Consider the following 14,694-nt stretch of genomic DNA (forward strand, 5'->3'; position numbering starts at 1 on the left):
CGCTCAGCTCGGCAGAGCGCTCGGATCGACGGTGCGCGGCGGCCCGGCGCGCGGCAGCTCGACGATGAACGTGGCGCCGGCGCCGGGCGCGCTCTGGACGCGGATCGAGCCGCCGTGCGCCTCCGCGATCCTGCGGCTGATGTACAGGCCGAGCCCCAGCCCGCCGTAGTGCCGGTTGGACACGGCGCGCTCGAAGCGCTCGAAGATCCACTCCTGGCGCGCCGGATCGACGCCGATCCCGTGATCCCTGACCGAGAGCCACGCGATCCCGGCCTCCTCGCCGAGGACGACCTCGATGGGCTTGCCCGCGCCGAACTTGATCGCATTGGCGAGGAGGTTCGTCACGATCTGATCGACGCGAGAGCGATCCCAGCGGCCCACGATCCGGCCGCCGTCCCGGAGCGAGACCGAGCACCCGGCGCGCTCCAGATCGTGCCTGAATCGCGCGACCACGTCGTGGGCGACCTCCCTGAGGTCGACCTCGGCGACGCTGAGCCTCAGCCGAGCCGCGTCGATCTGCGAGACATCGAGGAGCTCGCTGTTCAGGCGGGTCAGGCGCGCTCCCTGCCGCAGCGCGCGGTCGACCTGCCTGCCCATGGCCTGCGGGTCCCAGATCCGACCCGACCGGATGGCCCGATCCATCGCCTCGAGCGTGAGCGTGAGCGACGTCATCGGCGTGTTGAGCTCGTGCGTCGCGACGGTCAGGAACTCGTCCCGCATCCGGACGGCCTCCTGAGCAGCACGGTAGAGCCGCGAATTGTCGATCGCCATCGCCGCCCGGCGCGCCACTTCCTGCACGAACTCGAGATCGGCGTCCCCGTAGCGGCGCCCCGGCACGCACGAGACGACGTTCAGCGCCCCGAGCGGTTGTCCCCGCGTCACGAGCGGCACGGTGATGGAGCTCTGTGTCCCGAGCTCGCGGAGGAGCCTCGCGTGCCCGTCGTCCTCGGCGTATCGCCGGAGGACCTCGTCCGAGATCTCGGGGAGCAGGAGCGGCTCACAGTCCCTGACGGCGCGGGCCGCCGGGTGGGGCGAATCCCGGCCAGGAGGGTATCGCCGTCGTAGCTCGGCGAGCAAAGGCTGCTTCGCAGGATCTCTGTGGGCCGAGGCCGCGGGTCGGGTCTCTCCACCATCGACGACATCGATGATGCACCAGTCGCAGAACGATCGCACGGACTGCCGCGCGAGCCGCGACAGCGTCTCCCCGTAATCGAGCGATCCGGAGAGGATCGCCCCGGCCTCGGCCAGGAAGGCCGCGCGCCGCTCGGCCGTCTCTGCGGCGGTCCGCGCGGACTGCTCCTTGGCGAGGAGCCGCGCGTTCTCCAGGGAGATCGCCGCCTGCGAGGCGAGGAGCGAGAGCGCGGTGAGCCGATCCCGCGTGAACGCGCCGGCGAGGAGGCTGTTCTCGAGGAAGAGCATGCCCACCACCTCGGCCCGCCTCAGGATGGGCATGCAGAGGAGCGATTTGGGCCGACTCCGCGCGAAGTAGCCGTCGCCGGAGAATGTGCCCGCATCGGCGGCCGCGTCGTGCAGGATGACGCGCTCCCCGGTCCGCCACACGTAGTCGACGAGCGACGAGGGGAGGCGCTGCGAGGAATCCACCGGCGCCGACTCGAGGGTGCTCACCACCGCCCCTCCTTCCTTGAGCGCGGCCTCCGCTTCGATCGAGAGCTTGCCGTCCTGACTCAGGAGGATGCAGGCCCTCTGCGCGCCGCCCTGCTCGAGCACGACCTCGAGCAGCGTGCGCAGGAGCCTGTCGAGGATGATCTCGCCCGAGATGGCCTGCGAGGCCTTGGTCACCGAGAGCAGGTCGAACTGCTCGGGCCGAGCCGCGAAGGTGGCGGTGAACGGGGTGGGCCTCGGCTCGCGGAGGCGCGGATTCTGCCTGTCGATCTGCGCCACCTTGCCGTCAGCGCCCCAGCGGGCGTAGCAGGTCCGCGCGTCGCCGAGGTAGGTGTCGGCGAACCTGTCGAGCCCCCGCGCTCGGTAGAACCGAGACGCGACCTCGCAAGCGACCGCCTCGTTGTGGACGAAGCCGCCATCGTGGGCCGAGCGGATGGCTTCTTCGTAGAGGCGCTCGGCGTCGAGATACCGGCCTTCGATGCGCGCGATCTCGGCGGCGACCAGCGCCGCGCGGTTCCCGAAGTTCTCGGGACAGTTCGTCGCCCATACCTCGAGCTGCTTGTGGTGGGCGACGATGGCATCCAGGTGCCGGGGCCGCTCGTCGGCGGTCGCCGCGTCGTGGTGCGCTGCCCGCGCGAGCGCGCCGTAGAAATGGTACTCCGCCGCCTCGAAGAACGACGCCGACGACCCGAGGAGCGGCGCTGCCTTCGACGCCGCCTCGATGGCGGACGCGTAGTCGCCCGCGAAGAAGCGCCCTTGCAGCTTGCGGATCCAGTACCAGCAGGCGGCGACCGTCAGGGTGGGATCGCTCATGACGTGCTGCTCGAACCGGCCCTCGTCGAACTCCGCGTCGTTGAAGGTGGAGAAGTCCGGCGAGAGGCCCCGGAGTGTCCGGATGAGCCGGCGGTTTCCGGTGAAGAGGTCGACGATGAGATCGAACCTCGCCCTCCGCGCGAACTCGAGCTCTCTCTTGGCCTCGCGCTGCACTTCATCGAGCACATCGCCGTCCGAGAGCAGGAGCGAGACCAGGGAGCTGCCGGCATAGGCAACATACGCGAGATCGCCGGTCTCCTGCGCCGCGTCGCGGGCGCGTCGCATGAGCTCGACGCTGGCGCGCAGGTGCCTCGTCCAGGGCAGGACCATGAACGCGAAGGTCGAGTAGACGCGGGCCTTGAAGCGGAGCAGCCCGTGCTTCTCCACCAGATCGAAGCCCAGCTTGCCGAAGCGGTACGCCGCCTGGTAGTCGCCGAAGCGCGGGCCGAGGCACGTGCTGAGGTAGGCGTAGGCGCAGCACGAGGCGTCGCTGTTGCCCTGCGTGATGCTGAGGTTCACGGCGCGACCCAGGATGAGGGCGAGCAGGTTGGCATCGGTGAAGTGCGCTGGCGCTATGGTCGACGTGAGGACGTCCACGGTCGCCCGCGAGACCGGATCGGTCATCGGGGGCAGGTTGATGAGCTCCTCGATCGAGCGGCTCCCGAGCCGCTCCCATACCCCCTCGTATTCCCGCTGGACCTCCTCGTCCGTCGGGTGCGGCGACCACGAGACGCCGACGCGCCGGAGGTATTCAAGGCAGGCCCCGACGGCGCGGTCGCTCCAGGTGAGGGTCGTGAAGAGCTCGACGCGCGTGCGCGCGACGGAGGCCGCCTCGACGAGGTCCCGCGCGCGGCGCCAGAGCGAGGAGAGCCGCTCCTCCGCCGCCGGGGCGCCGGTGACGATCTCGCACTCGGCCAGGTGGAGCTCGATCGCGAAGGCGAGCTCGTACCGCGTGTCCCAGCTCTCCCCGCCCAGGAGCTCGGCGCCGACCGTGAGATAGCTCAGCGCCGAGGCGTAGGCCGTGGCTCTCCTGGCGCGCTCGCCCGCGACGAGGTTGAGCTCGGCCACACGCTCGCGCTCCTCTCGCGCCGTGATCAGCGCGGCGCCGCGGTTGAGCTGGCTCACGATCTCGAAGATCTTTTCCTCGAGCTCCTCGGGCGGCGTCCGCGACGAGAGCAGGCGGCCGATCTCGAGGTGCATCGCCGCCCGCTCGCCCTCGGGGATGAGCGAATAGGCCGCCTCCTGGATGCGGTCATGGAGAAACCTGTACGTGCCATCCGTGCGGAGGACGAGCCCTGCGCGGACGGCCTCCCAGAGGACCGCGTGCAACGCCCCCTCCGAGCGGCCATGAACCATCGCCAGGGGCGCGATCTCGGCGGTGTTTCCCAGACAAGCGAGCTGCTTCAATGCGTCCTGGGTGCTGGCAGGGAGCCGCATGAGCTTCCCGACCATCAGGGCCACCACGTTGTCGGTGAAGCCCTTGGCACGGATCTTCGTGAGGTCCCACCGCCAGACCTCTGCGTAGACGTCGAACTCGATCAGGCGCTCCTCGTGGAGCGCCATGAAAAACTGGATCGCGAAGAAGGGATTGCCAGCCGTCTTCTCGTGGACGAGGTCCGAGAGCGGCGCGGCGTCCTCGCGGCGGCAGTGGAGCGTGTCGCTGACGAGCTCCCTGAGGTGCTCGCGAGAGAGCGGGCCGAGCACGATCTCCGAGACGCTCGCGCCCCCCTTCCGCATCTGATCGAGCGCCAGCATCAGCGGGTGGGAACGGGTCACCTCGTTGTCGCGGTACGCGCCGATGACGAGCAGACAGCGCGTCTCGGGATCCGTCATCAGATCCTCGAGGAGCCCGAGGCTCGCCGGATCGGCCCACTGGAGATCGTCGAGAAAGAGCGCGAGGGGGCGCGCCTTCCGGGTGAACACCCCGATGAAACGCCGGAACACGACGCGGAACCGGCTCTGCGCCTCGGCCAGCGGCAGCGCGGCGACCGGCGGTTGCCGCCCGATGACGAGCTCGACCTGCGGGATCACGTCCACGATGAGCTGTCCGTTGATCCCGAGGGCGGCGCGCAGCCGATCCCGGACGGCCGCGAGCCGCTCCTCGCTCTCGGCGAGGAGCTCGAGCACCAGCTCCCGGAAGGCCTGGACGATCGTCGAGTACGGGATATCGCGCTTGCGCTGGTCGAACTTCCCCGAGATGAAGAATCCCCGCTCGCGGACGATCGGCTTGTGCAGCTCGCTCACCAGCGCAGACTTGCCGATCCCGGAATAGCCCGAGACGAGGACGGTCTCGGGGGATCCCGTGCCGACCACGCGCTCGAAGGCGGAGAGCAGCGCGACGACCTCGTCCTCGCGACCATAGAGCTTCTGAGGGATCTGGAAGCGGCCCGAGACATCGTGCGCCGCCAGGGGGAACGGCTCGAGCTTGCCGGTGGCCCGGAGCTCGACCAGGCACCGCTCCAGGTCGTGCTGGAGGCTGCTGGCGGTCTGGTAGCGATCCTCCGCCATCTTGGCGAGGAGCTTCAGGACGATCGCGGAGAGGATCTCGGGCAGCTCCGGGACGTGCGCGGAGGGCGGATGCGGGGCGCGGGCGACATGGCAGTGCACCCACTCGGGTGGATCCCGCGCCTCGAAGGGCAGGCGCCCGGTGAGCATCTCGTAGAAGGTGACGCCAAGGGCGTAGAGATCGGCGCGGCTGTCGATCGCCCGGTTCATTCGCCCTGTCTGCTCCGGGGACAGGTACGGCAAGGAGCCCTCGATGAGCCGCGCAGGCCCCGCCGGCGCCTGCTCGCGGGAGAGGCAGGACGCCAGGCCGAAGTCGGTGAGCTTGACCTGGCCGGTGGCCGCGTTGACGAGGATGTTCTGCGGTTTGAGATCCTTGTGAAGGATGCCCCGCTCGTGGAGCGCCGCCACGCCGGCCACGATGCGGACCGCGAGGTCGAGGAACCGCTCGGTTTGCATCGGCGCGCCGATGAAGTGATCGAGCGACTCGCCGCCGAAATCCTCCAGGACGAGCGCCGGCACCCCCTCGTACGTCTCGAGGGCCAGCGGCTTCACGATGGCCTCGTGGTTCAGCATCTTGCCGATCGCGTACTCGTTCTTCAGGTGCTCGACGTCCTGCGGGCGGCTGCGCCTCGGGTCGATGATCTTCAAGATCACCGAGCGGCCATCGGCGCTCCGGACCGCTCGGAGCAGGCGGGTCCTCAGGCCCTCGTGGAGGGTCTCGACGATCGTGTAGGGGGAGGCTGCGCTCATCCCCATGGGAAAGGCACTCCGTGGAGCGCTGGCGCCCGGCGGCCTGGCGGCCCCTGGGGGCCGCCGTCGGCGCCGGAGCGCTCGAGTCCGCGCGCCTCGCCGAGGCGACGCAGCCACACGACCGGCGTGAGCGCATGGCGCCCGCCGGGGACCGCATTCTCTGCCACGGCCTCCCACGATCGTGTCACCCCAGCACCCCCTCTATCGATAGGGACCACGGGTCAGGCCCGACAGTTCTGCGGTGCACGTCGCGGGCCCCGACGAGCAGGGACCTCCATGCTGACCGCTGCCTTCGCGAGCGCTTGCCGCGGCGATCAGGCGGGCTTCGCTGCGCGTCGCGCTGCGGCCGGGGCACGCTGCCGGACGGCGATCGCGGCCCTCAGGCCCGCCCGCAGGTCCCGGAAGGTCTCCACGCCCGACCAGTCGAGCCCGAGCCGCGTGAGCGCCTGCGCCATGGCCGGCGAGATGCCCACGAACGAGCACGCCGCGCCGAGCAGCCGCGCCGCCCGGACGGCCTTGAGCAGGTAGCCCGAGACGACCTCGTCCGCGACCGACACGCCCGTCACGTCGAGGATCACGCGGTCCGACGAGGTCTCCACGACGCTGCCGAGCAGGCTCTCCAGGATGAGCGACGATCGCCGGTGGTCGATGGTGCCGACGAGCGGCAGGACGAGCACGCCTTCCCAGACCTGGATCACCGGCGTGGAGAGCTCGAGCAGCGCCCGCTCCTGCTCCTCGACGAGGCGCATCTTCCTCCGCAGCTCCTCGGTGCGCACGAGGACCGCGCCCTCGGCCTGCCGCTTGCTCTCGAGGAGCGCCCGCTCGGCCTGCTTCTCTCGCGTCACATCGCGCAGCTCGACGAGGATCAGCTCCTCGCCCGCGGCGCTCACCTTGCGCGCGAGCACCTCGAGGTCGACCGCGCGGCCGTCCTCGCGCGCGGCGCGGCAGGTGAACCGCTTGCGCGCGCCGCCGAGCACGTCGGGCCACGCCCGCCCGAGCGGCTCGAGCGGGTGCCCGCTCGCCAGCGCCCCCTCGCGCATCGCCAGCGCCTCCCGCCCGGCGAGGCCGTCCCCGAGCAGCTCCCGGATCCGGGCGTTCGCGAACGCGACATCGCCCGTTCCGCTGTAGACGAGGACGCCATCGCGGATCGCGTCGAGCACGCCCCGCAAGACCTCGATCGCCGCGCCTTCCCGCTGCGTGTCGCGCTCGGTCATGCCGGCGCCTCGCGCGCGGGCTCCGCGCTCACGCCGCCCCCGGGGGGTGGGCCCTGCGCAGCCAGGCCAGCGCCTCCTCCTCGGAGAAGAACGCGGCGATGTGCGCATCGTCCTCCGCGAACCGGCTGGCGGCGAACTCGTGGTTCTCGACGACCTGCTCCGCGCCTTCCGCGGCCTCCCTGGGCAGGAGCGTCGCGACCCGCTTCAGCCCGGCCGCGTAGGCCTTCGGCATGATCTCGCCTCGCTGCCAGTCGTTGATGCCGTCCCAGCTCGCCTTGCAGTCGCGTATGTCGATGAGGCACAGCGGGCCCCCGCACTCCAGGAAGACATCGTAGAAATGACCGCCGATGATCTCCTTCATCTCCTCGTCGAGCGGCGTGCCATACCAGCGCGCCACGAAGACCCCGGGGATGCGGCCAGGCTTCTCGATGCGGTGGATGCGCTCGCCAACGACGTTGAACGTCTCCACGACGTCGCCGTTCTGCACGACGCGGATGCCGGTCCGGGTCTCGATGGGTCTCTTGAGTGTCTTGGTCATCGGATCTCCCCCACCCCCCTGCCGCCCAGATCCCCCGGAGCGCCGCAGGGGCGTCTCGATATACCTATCGAGAGCGACCTCTCCGTCGCAAGCGCCTTCGGGCGCCGGGCGCGCGCGGGCTGCCGGTGTCTTGTGAGACAGCGCATGAACGAGGCAGCCGATGAGCTCGTTCAGCAGCTTGTACTCCGCCATCTCGGCCAGGGCCCTCCCGTGGTGGATCGGAGACCCGCAGTTCGCCGGGGGACGCAATGGGAGCTCCACGATGAACGCTTCCTCTGCACTCCGGATTTCCTGATCTCGGACGGTAATCCATGCCGAGGTGGCCTGCCTGCGCGCGCCCGCGTGAAGGAGCGGACGCATGCGGCCGCCGAGAGCTGCGGGGCCATGCGTTCGACGATCTCGCGGTCGGGGGCGTGCGACGTGGCAGCGCACCCGCTCGGGTGATCCTGACCACCACGCGCATGACGGGCAAGGGCGTCGCGGGGTAGCCTCCCGGCCATGAGCGGACCACGTCCTGCCGCCCGCCTCGGCGCCCGCCCCGACCCCGCCGCCCGCCTTGCCCCCGGCGTTGCGCCCGCCGCCCGCGCGGTCGACCCCGGCGCCGCTCCCTCCGCCGAGCGCCGCCTCGACCCTGCCGACCGCGCCCGCGCCGCGCTGCGCGCCGGGCGCATCGCGGCGCTGACCGCCGGCGGCCTCGCCCTCGGCAAGCTCATCGCCGGCCAGCTCGGACAGTCGATGGCCGTGACCGCGAGCGCCGTCGACTCGCTCACGGACCTCTTCGCCTCCTCGGCGAACGCGCTCGCCATCCAGCTGGCCCACGCCGCCCCCGACCGCTCGCACCCGTTCGGCCACGCGAAGATCGAGACGCTCGCGACCGCCGGTCAGGGCCTGCTCATCGGCGGCTCGGGGGTCTACCTGCTCATCGAGGGGATCCGGCGGCTGCTCTCGCCCGAGCCGCTCCGCCTCGCCGCCGTCACGCTCGGCGCGATGGCCGCCGCCGCGCTCGTCACCGCGGCGCTCGTGGCCTACCTCGGCCGCGTCGCCGCGCGCACCGGATCGAGCGCGATCCAGGCCGACGCCGTCCACTACCGCACCGACATCGCCGCGAACCTCGCGGTCCTCGCCGGCGTCGCCCTCACGTACGCGACGGGCTTCTCCCGCATCGACGGCGCCCTCTCGGTCGCGGTCGCCGTCTATATCCTCACGTCCGCGGGGACCCTCCTCCGGCTCGGCGTGCGCGACCTCATCGACACGAGCGCCCCGGAGGAGCGCGTCGGCGCCATCGCGGCCGCGCTCGACGCCATGCGCGCGCGCGGCGAGCTCCTCGGCCACCACAGGCTGCGCACGCGGATCGCCGGGCGCACGCTGTTCGTCGAGGTGCACATCGAGCTCCCGGGCGACCTCCCCCTCGCGCGCGCGCACGCGACCGGCGACCGCGCGCGCGACGCCATCCTCGCCATCGAGCCCGACGCGGAGGTGCTCGTGCACATCGACCCGGAGCGCGACGAGCCGGCGTGACGACGCCGGGCAGCGCCGCTCAGCCCGGCAGGGCGCGCGGCTCGGCCGTGCGCGGCGGTCCGGCACGCGGGAGCTCGACGATGAACGTGGCGCCGGCGCCGGGCGCGCTCTGCACACGGATCGAGCCGCCGTGAGCCTCCGCGATCCTGCGGCTGATATATAGGCCGAGCCCCAGCCCGCCGTAGTGCCTGTTGGACACCGCGCGCTCGAAGCGATCGAAGATCCGCTCCTGGCGCGCCGGGTCGATCCCGATCCCGTGATCCCGGACGGCCAGCCGCGCCGTCCCGGCCTCCTCGCCGACGGAGATCTCCACGGGCTTGCCCGCCCCGAACTTGATCGCGTTCGCGAGCAGGTTCGAGACGATCTGGTCCACGCGGGAACCATCCCAGAGGCCCACGACCCGGCCGCGCTCCCGCAGCGAGACCGAGCACCCGGCGCGCGCCAGATCCAGCTTGAACCGCGGGAGCACCTCGCGCACGACCTCCCCGAGGTCGATCTCCGCCACATCGAGCCTCAGCCGAGCCGCGTTGATCCGCGAGACGTCCAGCAGCTCGCTGTTCAGGCGGGTCAGGCGCGCCGCCTGCCGCAGCGCGCGGTCGACCTGCCTGTCCGTGGTCTGAGGGTCATAGGACCGACCTGATTGGCGCGCCCGATGCATGGCCTCGAGCGTCAGGGTGAGCGAGGTCATCGGCGTGTTGAGCTCGTGCGTCGCCAATGTGAGGAACTCGTCCCGCGCACGGATGGCCTCCTGGGCAGTGTGGTAGAGCCGCGCATTGTCGATCGCGATCGCGGCCCGGCGCGCCACTTCCTGGATGAGCTCGAGATCGGCATCCCCGTAGCGGCGCTCCGGCACGGACGAGACAATGCCCAGCGCCCCGATCGGTTGTCCCCGCGCCACGAGCGGCACGGTGATGGAACTATAGGTCCCGAGCTCTCGGAGGAGCCTCACGTGCTCGTCGTCCTCGCAGTATTCCCGGAGGACTGCCTCGGAGACTTCGGGGACCAGGAGTGGCTCGCCGCTCCGCAGGACCCTAGCCGCCGGGCGGGGCGAATCCGGGCGAGGAGGATACCGCCGCTCTAGCTCCTCGAACAACGACTCCTTCGCGGGATCTCTATGGGCCCATGAGATTCGCCGGATCTCTCCGTCTGCCACCAGGTCGATCATGCACCAGTCGCAGAGCGATCGCACCGATAGCCGTGTGAGGCGCGAGAGCGTCTCGGCGTAATCGAGCGACCCGGAGAGGATCTCCCCGGCCTCGGCCAGGAAGGCCGCGCGCCGCTCCGCCGCCTCGGCCGCGGTCCGCGCTGACTGCTCCTTGGAGAGCAGCCGCGCGTTCTCCAGGGAGATCGCTGCTTGCGTGGCGAGGAGCGAGAGGGCGGTGAGCCGCTCCGGCGTGAACGCGCCCTCGAGGAGGTTGTTCTCGAGGTAGAGCAGGCCCACCACCTCGCCCTGCCTCAGGATGGGCACGCAGAGGAGCGACTTGGGCCTATACCGCGCGAGGTAGTCATCGCCGGAGAACTTGCCCGCATCAGCCGCGGCATCGCTCAGGATGACACGCTCCTTCGTCCGCTGCACGTAGCGGAGGAGCGACATGGGGACGCGCCGCGAAAGCTCCTCCGCCTTCGGCGGGAGGATGGTCGTCGCCGACCCTTTCTCTTCGAGGGTGGCCTCCGCTTCGATGGAGAAGCGTTCGTCCTGGTACAGGAGGATGCAAGCCCTCTGCGCGCCGCCCTGCTCGAGGACGACCGTGAGCAGCGTGCGGAGCAGCTTGTCGAGGACGATCTCGCTCGACACGGTCTGCGATGCCTTGGTCACCGAGAGCAGGTCGAGCTGCTCGGACCGCGCCGCGAAGGAAGCGGTTGGAGCGAGCGGCCTCTTATCCCAGAGGTGCGGATGCTGCTGGTCGATCTGCTTGACCTTGCCATCCGCCCCCCAGCAGGCGTAACACGTGCGTGCCTCGCGGAGGTACGTGGCGGCGATCAGGCCGAACCCTCGCGTCCGGTAAAACCTCGACGCGAGCTCGTAGGCGAGCGCCTCGTTGTGGACAAAGCCGCTTTCGCGCGCGGAGCGGATGGCCTGCTCGTACAGATGCTCCGCTTTGTCCCATTTGCCGCCGATGCGGGCAATCTCGGCGCCGACCAGCGCCGCGCGATTGCGGAAGTTTTCCGGGCAGCTCGAAGCCCAGACCTCGAGTTGCTGGTGGTGGGTGACGAGCGCCGTGAGGTGCTGCGACCGCTCGTCGGCGGATGGAGGTGCCGCGTCGTGGCGCGCCGCCCGCGCGAGCGCACTATAGAAATGGTATTCGGTGAGTCCGAGGAACACCGGCGACGTCTGGAGGAGCCGCTGCGCCTTCGCCCCGGCCTCGACGGCAGAGGCGTAATCACCCGCGTAGCAACGCGCTTGCAGCTTGTGGAGCCAGTACCAGCCCGCGGCGATTGAGAGGCGCGGATCGCCCTCGAGGCGCCGCTCGAACCGGCCCTCATCGAAGTAGTCATCGTTGAAGGAGCCGAAATCCGGCAAGAGCCCCCGGAGCGTCCGGATGAACCTGAGCTGTCCGGTGACGAGGTCGACGAGGACGCCGAACTTCGCCTTCCGCGTGAACTCGAGGGCCCCCTCGGCCTCTCGCTGCACCTCGTCGAGCGGATCTCCCTCCATGAGGAGGAGCGTCACCAAGACGGCGGACAGATAGGACGAATACGTGAGATCGCCGATCGCCTGCGCCGCATGAAGGCCGCGTCGTAATGGATCGATGCTGGTGCGCACGTGCTGCGTCCAGGGATTGATGGTGTACCAGAAGACAAAATAGACGCGGGCCTTGAAGCGGAGTATCGCGCGCTTCTCCATCAGATCGAGGCCGAGCTTGCCGAAGCGAAACCCCGCCCGGTAATCGCCGAAGTGCGATCCGAGGAGCGAGCCGAGCCGGACGTAGGCGAGGCATGATGCGTCGCTGTTGCCATGCTCGAGGCTGAGGTTCACCATGCGAGCGACCAGGAGGCTCAGCAGGTTCTTGTCGGAGAACAAGGCCGGCACATCGCACGACGAGAGGACGTCCATGGTCGCGCGGCAGTCCGGGTCGGTCATCGTGGGCAAGTCGAGGAGCTCCTCGAGCGGGCGGCTCCCGACCTTTCGCCACATCCGCTCGTATTCCTGATGGACATCCGCGTCCGTCGGGTGCGGCGGCCACTCGACGCCGACGCGCCGGAGGTACTCGAGGCACGCCTCCACGCTGCGGTCGCTCTGATCCAGGGTCGTGTACAGGGCCATGCGCACGCACGTGACGGCGGCGAAGTCGACGACGTTCCGGGCGCGGCGCGAGAGCATGGCTAACCGCTCCTCCGCTGTCGACAGCTCGCCGGTCAGGTACTCACACTCGGCCCGGTGGAGCTCGAGCGCGAAGGTGAGCTCGTAACGAAGCGACCAGCTGTCCTCGGTGAGGAGCGCCGCGCCGGCGGCGAGGTACGCCAGCGCCGAGGCGTAGGCGGTCGACCCCTTGGCGCGCTTGCCCGCGACGAGGTTGAGCTCCGCGACCCGTTCTCGCTCGCCCCGCGACGTCATGAGCCCGGCGCCGCGGTTGAGCTGGTTCACGATCTCGAAGATCTTCTCCTTGAGCTCTTCGGGCGGCGTATGCGACACGAGCAGCCGGCCGATCCGGAGATGCACTGCCGCCCGCTCGCCTTCAGGGATGAGCGAATAGGCCGCCTCCTGGACGCAGTCGTGGAGGAACTTGTACGTGCCGTTCAAGCGAAGAACGAGCCCCTCATGAACTGCGTCCCAAAGATCCGCGTGCACGTCCTCCTCCGAGCCGCCCTGAACGATCGTCAGGAGGGTGACCTCCACGGTGTCTCCCAGACAGGCGAGCTGCGTCAGCGCTCCCTGGGTGCGCCGAGGGAGCCGCGCGAGTTTGCCGACCATCAGGTCGACCACGTTGTCGGTGAACCCCTTTTCGCGGATCTTCGCCACGTCCCACCGAAAGGCATAGGCACGCTCGTCGAACTCGATCAGCCGCTCTTGGTGCAGCGCGGAGAGGAACTGGATCGCGAAGAAGGGGTTGCCCGCCGTCTTCTCGTGGACGAGATCCGAGAGCGGCGCGGCGTCTTCGCGGCGACAGCGGAGCGCGTCGCTGACGAGCGCGGCGAGGTGCTCTCGGGAAAGCGGGCCGAGCACGATGTCCGTGACGCGCGCCCCCTCCTTCCGCGCCTGGTCGAGCATCAGCACGAGCGGATGCGAGGGCGGCACCTCGTTGTCGCGGTACGCGCCTATGACGAGGAGATATCGCGTTTCGGGGTGCGTCACGAGATCATGAAGGAGCCCGAGGCTCGCCGAATCGGTCCACTGGAGATCGTCGAGGAAGAGCGCGAGGGGGTGCTCCTTCCGGGCGAACACCCCGATGAAGTGCCGGAATACGATGCGGAACCGGTTCTGCGCCTCGGTCGGCGGGAGCTCAGGAACCGGCGGTTGCCGGCCGATGACGAGCTCGAGCTGAGGGATGACCTCCACGATGAGCTGTCCGTTGATCCCGAGGGCGCCGAGCAGCCGCTGCCGGAAGGCCGCGATCCGGTCCTCGTCCTCGGTGAGGATCTCCTGCACGAGCTCCCTGAAGGCCTGGACGAGCGTGAAGTAAGGGATGTCGCGCTTGTATTGATCGAACTTCCCCGACAGAAAGCACGCTCGCTCCCGGACAATCGGCCTGTACAGCTCGTGGACCAGCGCCGACTTGCCGATGCCCGAATAGCCGGAGACCAGGACGAGCTCGGGGACTCCCGTGCCCATCACGCGCTCGAACGCGCGCAGCAGCGCGACCACCTCCTCCTCGCGGCCATAGAGCTTCTGAGGGATCTCGAAGCGGCCGGAGACGTCGTGCTCGGCCAAGGGGAATGGCTCGATCCGGCCGGTGGCTCGCCACGCCGAAAGGCACCGCTCGAGGTCGTGCTTGAGGCCGCGGGCGGTCTGGTAGCGATCCTCCGCCATCTTGGCCAGGAGCTTCAGGACGAGGGCGGAGAGGACCTCGGGCAGCTCCGGGGCCAGCGCGGAGGGCGGCGGCGGGACGCGGGCGACGTGACAGTGCACCCACTCGAGCGGGTCCCGAGCCTCGAACGGCAGCCGCCCGGTGAGCATCTCGTAGAACGTGACCCCGAGCGCATAGAGATCGGTGCGGCTGTCGATCGCCCGGTTCATCCGCCCCGTCTGCTCCGGAGCCAGGTACGGCAAGGAGCCCTCGATGAGCCGGGGAGGCCCTGCCGGCGACTGCTCGCGGGAGAGGCGGGACGCGAGGCCGAGGTCGGTGAGCTTGACCTGCCCAGTAGCTGCGTTGACGAGGATGTTCTGGGGCTTGAGATCCTTGTGGATGATGTCCCGCTGGTGGAGCTCCGCCACGGCGGCCACGATACGAACCGCGAGGTCGAGGAACCGCTCGATGTTCATGGGCGCGTCCATGAAGTGGTCGAGCGACTCGCCGCCGAAATCCTCCATGACGAGCGCCGGCAGCCCCTCGTACGTCTCGAGGGCGAGCGGCGCCACGATGGCCTCGTGGCTCAGCGCCTTGCCGATCGCATACTCGTGCTTCAGGCGCTCGACGTCCTTCGGGCAGCTGCGCCTCGGGTCGAGGACCTTCAAGATCACCGGGCAGCCATCGGCGCTCCGGATCGCGCGAAGCAGGCTGGTCTGCTGGCCCTCGTGGAGGGTCTCTGTGATCGTGTAGAGGGGGGCCGTGCTCGTCTCCATGGGAATACGCT

5 protein-coding genes are annotated in these 14,694 nt (G+C 69.8%); 1 reads left to right on the plus strand and 4 read right to left on the minus strand.

The window, feature by feature from the left end; translation table 11 throughout:
- Positions 1–3: 3 nt before the first annotated feature.
- The 3 genes from WME82_RS22990 to WME82_RS23000 form a co-directional block, all read right to left on the minus strand.
- Positions 4–5,697, minus strand: a complete 5,694-nt coding sequence (locus WME82_RS22990) for a sensor histidine kinase (protein ID WP_438044551.1) — start codon at positions 5,695–5,697, stop codon at positions 4–6.
- Between the two features lie 308 nt (positions 5,698–6,005).
- The gene (locus WME82_RS22995; protein WP_438044552.1) at positions 6,006–6,905 is read right to left on the minus strand and encodes an STAS domain-containing protein; all 900 of its coding nucleotides are present in this window, start codon (positions 6,903–6,905) and stop codon (positions 6,006–6,008) included.
- A gap of 28 nt (positions 6,906–6,933) precedes the next feature.
- Positions 6,934–7,443 (minus strand): hypothetical protein, encoded by a 510-nt coding sequence (locus tag WME82_RS23000; RefSeq protein ID WP_438044553.1) that lies wholly within the window; start codon positions 7,441–7,443, stop codon positions 6,934–6,936.
- A 498-nt stretch (positions 7,444–7,941) separates the two neighbouring features.
- Between WME82_RS23000 and WME82_RS23005 the strand changes: the two genes are divergently transcribed.
- The gene (locus WME82_RS23005) at positions 7,942–8,961 is read left to right on the plus strand and encodes a cation diffusion facilitator family transporter (protein ID WP_438044554.1); all 1,020 of its coding nucleotides are present in this window, start codon (positions 7,942–7,944) and stop codon (positions 8,959–8,961) included.
- Positions 8,962–8,980: 19 nt separating this feature from the next.
- Here WME82_RS23005 and WME82_RS23010 read toward each other — a convergent pair whose 3' ends face one another.
- The gene (locus WME82_RS23010) at positions 8,981–14,683 is read right to left on the minus strand and encodes a sensor histidine kinase (RefSeq protein ID WP_438044555.1); all 5,703 of its coding nucleotides are present in this window, start codon (positions 14,681–14,683) and stop codon (positions 8,981–8,983) included.
- Positions 14,684–14,694: the final 11 nt, after the last annotated feature.

The organism is Sorangium sp. So ce128 (genome assembly GCF_051525245.1).
Taxonomy (GTDB): domain Bacteria; phylum Myxococcota_A; class Polyangia; order Polyangiales; family Polyangiaceae; genus Sorangium; species Sorangium cellulosum_B.

Coding starts and splice junctions, on each gene's coding strand:
- WME82_RS23000 (WP_438044553.1), bottom strand. CDS start 7,443: ATGACCAAGACACTCAAGAGACCCATCGAGACCCGGACCGGCATCCGC.
- WME82_RS22990 (WP_438044551.1), bottom strand. CDS start 5,697: ATGGGGATGAGCGCAGCCTCCCCCTACACGATCGTCGAGACCCTCCAC.
- WME82_RS23005 (WP_438044554.1), top strand. CDS start 7,942: ATGAGCGGACCACGTCCTGCCGCCCGCCTCGGCGCCCGCCCCGACCCC.
- WME82_RS22995 (WP_438044552.1), bottom strand. CDS start 6,905: ATGACCGAGCGCGACACGCAGCGGGAAGGCGCGGCGATCGAGGTCTTG.
- WME82_RS23010 (WP_438044555.1), bottom strand. CDS start 14,683: ATGGAGACGAGCACGGCCCCCCTCTACACGATCACAGAGACCCTCCAC.